Origin of the sequence: Muribacter muris, from assembly GCF_001038205.1 — a bacterium.
GTDB lineage: Bacteria > Pseudomonadota > Gammaproteobacteria > Enterobacterales > Pasteurellaceae > Muribacter > Muribacter muris.
The window spans coordinates 1-7619 of record NZ_JWIZ01000044.1; the positions used below are offsets into that span (position 1 = coordinate 1).

Annotated in this window: 3 protein-coding genes and 1 pseudogene; all 4 read right to left on the minus strand. The window is 43.2% G+C overall.

Going from position 1 to position 7619, the window contains the following annotated elements; all coding sequences use genetic code 11:
- A pseudogene (locus RO21_RS13115) lies at positions 1 to 163 on the minus strand (IS1595 family transposase); the annotation flags it as partial.
- 946 nt (positions 164 to 1109) lie between these two features.
- On the minus strand, positions 1110 to 2612 hold the full coding sequence (gene lysS, locus RO21_RS07440) for a lysine--tRNA ligase (RefSeq protein WP_047977171.1): 1503 nt from the start codon (positions 2610 to 2612) through the stop codon (positions 1110 to 1112).
- Between the two features lie 201 nt (positions 2613 to 2813).
- Positions 2814 to 5246: a DNA topoisomerase (ATP-hydrolyzing) subunit B gene (gene gyrB / locus RO21_RS07445; RefSeq protein WP_047977172.1), complete on the minus strand. Its 2433-nt coding sequence runs from the start codon at positions 5244 to 5246 to the stop codon at positions 2814 to 2816.
- Positions 5247 to 5891: 645 nt separating this feature from the next.
- On the minus strand, positions 5892 to 7619 hold a 1728-nt coding region (locus RO21_RS13120; RefSeq protein ID WP_162198522.1), incomplete at its 5' end, for a GA-like domain-containing protein.

A 7619-nucleotide genomic window follows, 5' to 3' on the forward strand; every position in this document is an offset into this window, starting at 1 on the left:
TTTGCGATGACGAGTCTAATCTTGTGGTAAAACAGTACCGCGGTATTCGGTTGAATGTCAAACAAATTAGCCGCTGTTCTTGCTGTCACTTCTGCAAAAAAATTCGAGCAGTCTTAGCTGAACTAACAACTTTTTTCTTTAATTTGCAGTGAGTTATCTTCATTTTTGTAGTATAGCATCCTTGCTAATCTACTACGGCCCCTTATTTTTTAGATCTCTTTCGGAGATACAATGATTGTCTCTATAGTTATTACTATAATCATTTAGACATATCGGCTTGTTTTTTTGAAATAATTCACTTAAAGAATGACACCCTATATCAACTCTTAACTATCTTAAATGAGATAAGCAAAGGGCTATCCTATGATGAACTTAATTTATGCCGAGACGATATTGAACGAGGTATTTACGATATAAAATGGATTATAGATAAGAATAATTTAAGTAAGAGAATTAAAAACGTATTTGAACAACACAAAAACCGCATACCTCATCAACACAATATTGCAGAGGCATTTAAACTACCGATAACAGATTTCTACCAAGCAAAACAAATATCCGCCGATTTCCTCAACACACTTGATTTTTATAATCTGAATAATGAGGATTATTTTTTAGCCTTATTATTTTGTATGAAAGTCAGCATACAAAATTTTGAATTAGAACAAGAACCGGTATTAGAATTTTTTATCTTTTTCTTATCCGATCACGATCGAGTAGAAATCGCAGATAAAGACATAACTGAACTCGTTACTGCCTATTTAATATTACTCAAAACGCTTCATTCTCTTTACTCTTTTACTAAAACAGACCAAGCGTGTCTTAATTTATGGGAAACAAGATTAACTTATTTCACGGCAAATACTAATCAAATATAAAGTCGCCAAGCAGTAATATTTACGCATTTTTTGGTACTACACAACAAATACATAACCTTGCTATTTTAAATTTGCACAAAATCGCCTCAATCCTACCGCTTGTTCAACCTGCTCTTATAGCAGACAAGCGGTTGATTTGCCGAGATTTTTGCAAAAATAAGGCTATTATGCCGCAAGGGTAAGAAATTGGGGAAACAGACCGCTTGCTGTTTCCCCACTTTTTATATGAGGTTATTTTTGGCGCATTGCCGGGAATAAAATAACATCACGGATAGACGGTGCGTTGGCAAAAATCATCGCCAAGCGGTCAATCCCCAAGCCTTCGCCGGCTGTCGGCGGTAAGCCGTGTTCAAGGGCAACCACGAAGTCATCATCGTAGAACATCGCTTCGTCATCACCGGCTTCTTTCGCTGCCACTTGCTCTTGAAAGCGTTCTGCTTGGTCTTCCGCATCGTTTAATTCTGAGAAGCCGTTGCCGATTTCACGGCCGCCGATAAAGAGTTCAAAACGGTCGGTTACGTCCGGATTTTGATCGTTACGGCGGGCAAGCGGGGAGATTTCCGCCGGATGTGCCATTAAGAAAGTCGGTTGAATAAGTTGATGCTCCGCCACTTCTTCAAAAATCGCATTCACCACCGAACCTAAGCCCCACGATTTTTGGATTTCGATATTCAGTCCTTTTGCCACGGCGACCGTCTGGTCAAAATCGTGCAACTGCTCAAGGGTAATGCCGTTACCATATTTCACGATTGCATCGTGCATTGTGATGCGTTCAAAGGGTTTGCCGAAATCAAACACATATTCGCCGTAAGGCACGGTGGTCGTACCGAGAATATCCAATGCTAATTTACGCAACAACTCTTCGGTGTTATCCATTAAATCGTGGTAATCGGCATAGGCTTGGTAGTATTCAATCATTGTAAATTCAGGGTTATGGCGTACCGATACCCCTTCGTTACGGAAGTTGCGGTTTAACTCAAATACCCGCTCAAAGCCGCCAACTACAAGGCGTTTCAAATAGAGTTCCGGCGCAATGCGTAGATACATATCCACATCTAACGCATTATGGTGGGTAATAAACGGTTTGGCTGCCGCCCCGCCCGGAATAACTTGCAACATTGGGGTTTCCACTTCAATAAAATCTTTTTCCAAGAAGAATTGGCGGATGCCGGACACCACTTTCGAGCGGATCACAAAGGCTCGGCGGGACTCTTCGTTAGCGATTAAATCCAAATAACGTTGGCGATAGCGCGTTTCTTGATCGGTCAGCCCTTTATGCTTATTTGGTAACGGACGTAATGCTTTGGTGAGAAGCTGTAATTCGGCTGCTCGCACGGTAAGTTCGCCGGTTTTGGTTTTAAATAATGTACCTTTGACGCCGATAATATCGCCTAAATCCAACAAACCGACGGTTTTTTCGTATTCTCCTTCGGCTAGATTATCACGGGCAACATAGAGCTGAATTTGTCCGCTCACATCTTGAATGGTGATAAAGGTCGCTTTTCCCATTGCACGACGCAGCATAATCCGCCCGGCAACCACCGCTGATACCGCTTGTGTTTTTAATTCTTCACCGTCTATGTCATCATATTTTTGATGTAAATCGAGGGCTTTATCTTCACGGCGAAAGGTGTTCGGGAAAGGATTGCCACGTTCACGTAGCTGATTGAGTTTCTCACGGCGGGCTAACATTTCCCCGTTGAGATCCAGTTCTTGATTTTCCTGTTCAGACATTTGATTACCTTAACTTTTTAAAATAAATTCGGAACGTTAAAGGGCGAGATTATAAGCGATTTTCTGCTGTTTTGGTAGGAAACAAGCGGTGGGATATTTGAATTATTTTGCAATAATGTCATATTGGCAATCTGACCGTCTACTAGACTACTCTCTATTATTAAATCTAAAAAATAAGCCCCGACAATTCGGGGCTTTTTGTTAAATATCTAAATTGGCATAAAGCGCATTGCTTTCGATAAAGTCCCGGCGGGGCTCGACTTCATCACCCATCAGGGTTGTAAAGAGCTTATCGGCGGCAATCGCATCGGTAATCGTAACCTGTAACATTTTTCGGGCGACGGGATCCATAGTCGTTTCCCATAGCTGTTCCGGGTTCATTTCGCCCAGCCCTTTATAACGTTGAATCGTCAAGCCTTTGCGGGATTCTTTCACTAGCCAATCAATCGCCTGTGCGAAGGTGTCGATCGGCTGTTTCCGCTCGCCACGCATTATATAGGCGGTCGGTTCAAGTAAGTCTCTGAGTTGTTCGCCCAACTTGGTAATACGGGCGTATTCATTGCTACTGATAAAATTGAAGTCCAAGCGGCAAGTGCTGTCAATACCGTGGGTTTTGATGACAATTTCCGGCTCGTAAATATGCCGTTCGGTATTGTAGAACACATTGGCTTGATAAGTGCTGCCGGCGGTATCTTTAGCGTTGAGCGTGTCCACCAAAGTGCTTACCCAAGCGGTTACTTCCGCTTCATTTTTTACAAAATCCGTTGAAAGCGGCGCGTGATAGATCAGTTCATTCGACAGAGCCAACGGATAACGGCGCACCAACCGCTCCAGTAATTTTTGCACGGCATTATATTCGGAAATTAAACTTTCCAAGGCTAAACCGCTGAGTGCCGGTGCATTTTCGCTCACATACAACGCCGCACCGTCTAATGCGAGTGCCAGCTCGTATTGGGTCATTTCTTCGTTATCTTGAATATATTTCTCTTGTTTGCCTTTTTTCACTTTATATAACGGCGGTTGGGCAATATACACATAACCCCGCTCAATCAGCTCCGGCATTTGACGGTAGAAGAAGGTCAATAATAGGGTGCGAATGTGCGCGCCGTCCACGTCCGCATCGGTCATAATGATGATTTTGTGGTAACGTAACTTTTCAATATTATATTCATCACGCCCGATCCCTGCGCCGAGTGCGGTGATTAAGGTTGCCACTTCTTGCGAGGAGAGCATCTTGTCAAAACGGGCTTTTTCCACATTCAGAATTTTCCCTTTTAACGGCAAAATCGCTTGGTTTTTGCGATCCCGCCCCTGTTTTGCCGAGCCGCCTGCCGAGTCCCCCTCCACCAAGTAGAGTTCGGACAATGCCGGATCTTTTTCCTGACAATCGGCTAATTTACCCGGTAAGCCGCCCAAATCCAACGCCCCTTTACGACGGGTCATTTCACGGGCTTTCCGAGCCGCTTCACGTGCCCGTGCCGCATCAATAATTTTGCTGACGATACTTTGTGCATCGTTCGGGTTTTCCAATAAATAATCCTGCAAGGCTTCATTCATTGAACTTTCTACCGCCGGACGCACTTCTGAAGAGACCAATTTATCTTTCGTTTGTGAGGAGAATTTTGGATCAGGCACTTTCACAGAAATCACCGCCACTAAACCTTCACGGGCATCATCGCCGGAGGCATCAATATTGGCATCGGCTTTTTTCAGTTTGCCGCTGTTATCCATATAATGCTTTAACGCACGGGTTAATGCGCCACGGAAACCGGCAAGGTGCGTGCCGCCGTCCCGCTGCGGAATATTATTGGTAAAACAATAGACGTTTTCATTGTAACTGTCGTTCCATTGCAACGACACTTCCACACCAATGCCGTCTTTTTCGGTGGACAGATAGAACGGAGTCGGGTGAATATGATTCTTGCCTTCGTTTAAATACTCCACATACGCCCGAATACCACCCTCATATTTGAAATGTTCCTCTTTGCCGCCCCGCTCATCAACCAATTTGATCGACACGCCGGAATTTAAGAATGACAACTCACGCAAACGTTTAGACAGAATTTTGTATTCAAAATCGGTTTTATTTTTGAAAATGTCATAACTCGGCCAAAAACGCACCGTTGTACCGGTTTTCTCCGTTTCGCCAATCACACTGAGCGGTGCGTCGGGTTCGCCTAAAGTGTAAAACTGTTCGTGAACGAGCCCTTCACGGCGAATGGTGAGCTGTAATTTTGACGACAAGGCATTCACCACCGACACCCCCACGCCGTGCAAGCCGCCGGAGACTTTGTAAGAATTGTCGTCAAACTTACCGCCTGCGTGCAGTACCGTCATAATCACTTCCGCCGCCGACACTCCCTCCTCTGGGTGAATGCCGACCGGAATCCCGCGCCCGTCATCTTGCACCGACACCGAATTATCGGAATGAATAGTAACGACAATATCATTACAATGCCCCGCCAATGCCTCGTCAATCGCATTATCCACCACTTCAAACACCATATGGTGCAAGCCCGTGCCGTCATCGGTATCGCCGATATACATTCCCGGCCGTTTTCGTACGGCATCCAACCCACGCAATACCTTAATGCTTGAAGAATCATAGTTAGTTGGTTGATTTTGCTCTGTCATTATAAATTTCCTTTTAACCGATTGATACTTAAAGCCTTTAATCACTACCCGTGTAGAATGTATCGCACAACGCTTGCGTTTTGACGATAAAAACCGCTTTAAACCGCTTTAAGTGGATTTATACTGCTATTTTAGCAGATCCCGTGGGAATTGTCTTTTCTAAGAGAATATCATCATAAACTCGCTGTATTGCAATAACATCATTTCCTGAAATATAAAGCGATTTGCCAGAATACCGGTAAACCGCTTTATAAAAGTAAAAAATACCTGCTTTAGCAAACCAAATCAGGTATCCCGTTAAGAAAAGATGGACTTTCGCCCTACCTTAAACAACTATCTTTAATTAACTATCTATTTAAATGTAATAATATTTTAAAGCAAATTGCTTGCCTAATTATGAGACTGCCCCATTGATTATCTCAAAAAACGCCTAACGCATAATCTAGGTTTAAATAACTATAATATGAAAAACGGTTTAGCTTTAAAAGACTAAACCGTTTTCATTGACCCCAAAAATGATTTCGGGATTAATAGGTATCAACATACAGCACTAGGACTCTGTATGTTATCTAATTGGAAAAGGTACCCTTCCCAATTAGACTATTTACAGCGGGGCTCATAACCCCGCAAAAAGTTTATGAAAGATTAATAAGTCTCCCAATTGATTGGGGCAAGAGAAAGATTATCATCCACATAGACCACATTATTACCAGACTTATAAGCGGTATAACTATGTTCTTGACCATCTAAAGCGATTCCTTTGATATTTTGCAACTTATCAGCATTATCTTTGCTAAAGCCTGAAATATCAATTTTATCGCCTTGATTACCTGAAACATAGAAGACTTTCTTACCATCAACAGATGTACCATTATTCACTAAATCGGATAATGTAATTTTCACATGCTGATTTCCAGGTGCGGTCATATCGACAGCTTCAAATCCTTTAATACCTTCTTCTTTAGCATTAGGACCTTCAGACCTACCATGATGTAGATTAACTTTAGTATTATTACCTTGGATTTGTAACGTATCAAAACCAGCTCCCCCCTCAATAAGAGGCTGAGACCAATATTTGCCACCAATACTCAAATAATCCGGATGATTAGGTTTTAATACATAGTAATTTCCGGTTCCTATCGGCTGTGCATTGTAATTGTGAGTGAGCACAATAACATCATCGCCTGCTCCACCAGTTATATGAACATTTCCTTGTGCATGCGTCGCATCAGGTTGCCCTACTACAATCCGGTCATTGCCATCACCGCCATCAACGATATTAGTCCCAGCAGCCTTAGTCTTAAAGCCAAATCCAGCATTCAGCAAGATATAATCATCCCCACTGCCAGTCCGAATTACAGTATTAGAGATATTTTTACCATTTATAAGAACCTGATCATTACCAGCACCTGTATTAATGTTAATAGATTTAGTACCAGGATTCCCTTCTCTTCCTAGATTGCCCTTAACCTCAATAATATCATTACCATTTCCAGAGGTAATGTTACCATTATTATCTATCCACTGTGTATTCCCAGTTGCTTTTCTCTTAGCACTAGCATCTGGTAACACGTTACCTCTTAAGAAAAGATTAGCTCCAGGGTAAGTAGGTGGTGTATTCGGAGACACATTCTCTGGGTTATTATCAATATCAGTGATAGTTTCATCCACCCCAGCTGGTGGTTTGGCTGTGTTGTCTGTATTCGGTGTTTCCGTAGGCGTTGCAGGTGCAGAAACATCAGGAACAGCAACAGGGCTAATGCCATCGACAATCCCTTGTAACTTATCTTTCTCGGCTTTCGCTGCTGCCGGTTGTTCTGGTAACGCTTTCACCGCTTCGTCCGCTACTTGTTTTAGCGGATCAATTTTAGCATTCGCCGCTTCAATTGCTGCTTTTTCGTCAGCAGTGATCTTACCGTCTGCTTCTGCATCTGCTTTCGCTTTCTCTGCATCCGCTTTCGCTTTCTCTGCCGCTTTCACTTTCTCTGTCGCATCAGCAATCTTCGCATCTACATCATCCGGAATGCCGTTTTTGTTCGCGTCATTCACATTTGGTGAGACTACTGGGTTCACTGCATCAACACGAGCTTGTAAGCCGTCTTTTTCAGCTTTCACTGCTGCCGGTTGCTCTGGTAATGCTTTCACCGCTGCGTCTGCCGCTTGTTTCGCCGGACCAACTTTCTCGTTCGCCGCATCAACCGCTGCTTTCTCTTCCGGTGTAACAATACCGTCTGCTTCTGCATCTGCTTTCGCTTTCTCTGCATCCGCTTTCGCTTTCTCTGCCGCTTTCACTTTCTCTGTCGCATCAGCAATCTTCGCATCTACATCATCTGGTTTACCGTTGCTGTTCGCATCGTTCACCTCTGGTACGGT

What these genes read in the sequence shown, in the direction of transcription:
- gyrB (WP_047977172.1), bottom strand. Translation starts at nt 5,246, where the DNA reads ATGACAGAGCAAAATCAACCAACTAACTATGATTCTTCAAGCATTAAG.
- lysS (WP_047977171.1), bottom strand. Translation starts at nt 2,612, where the DNA reads ATGTCTGAACAGGAAAATCAAGAACTGGATCTCAACGGGGAAATGTTA.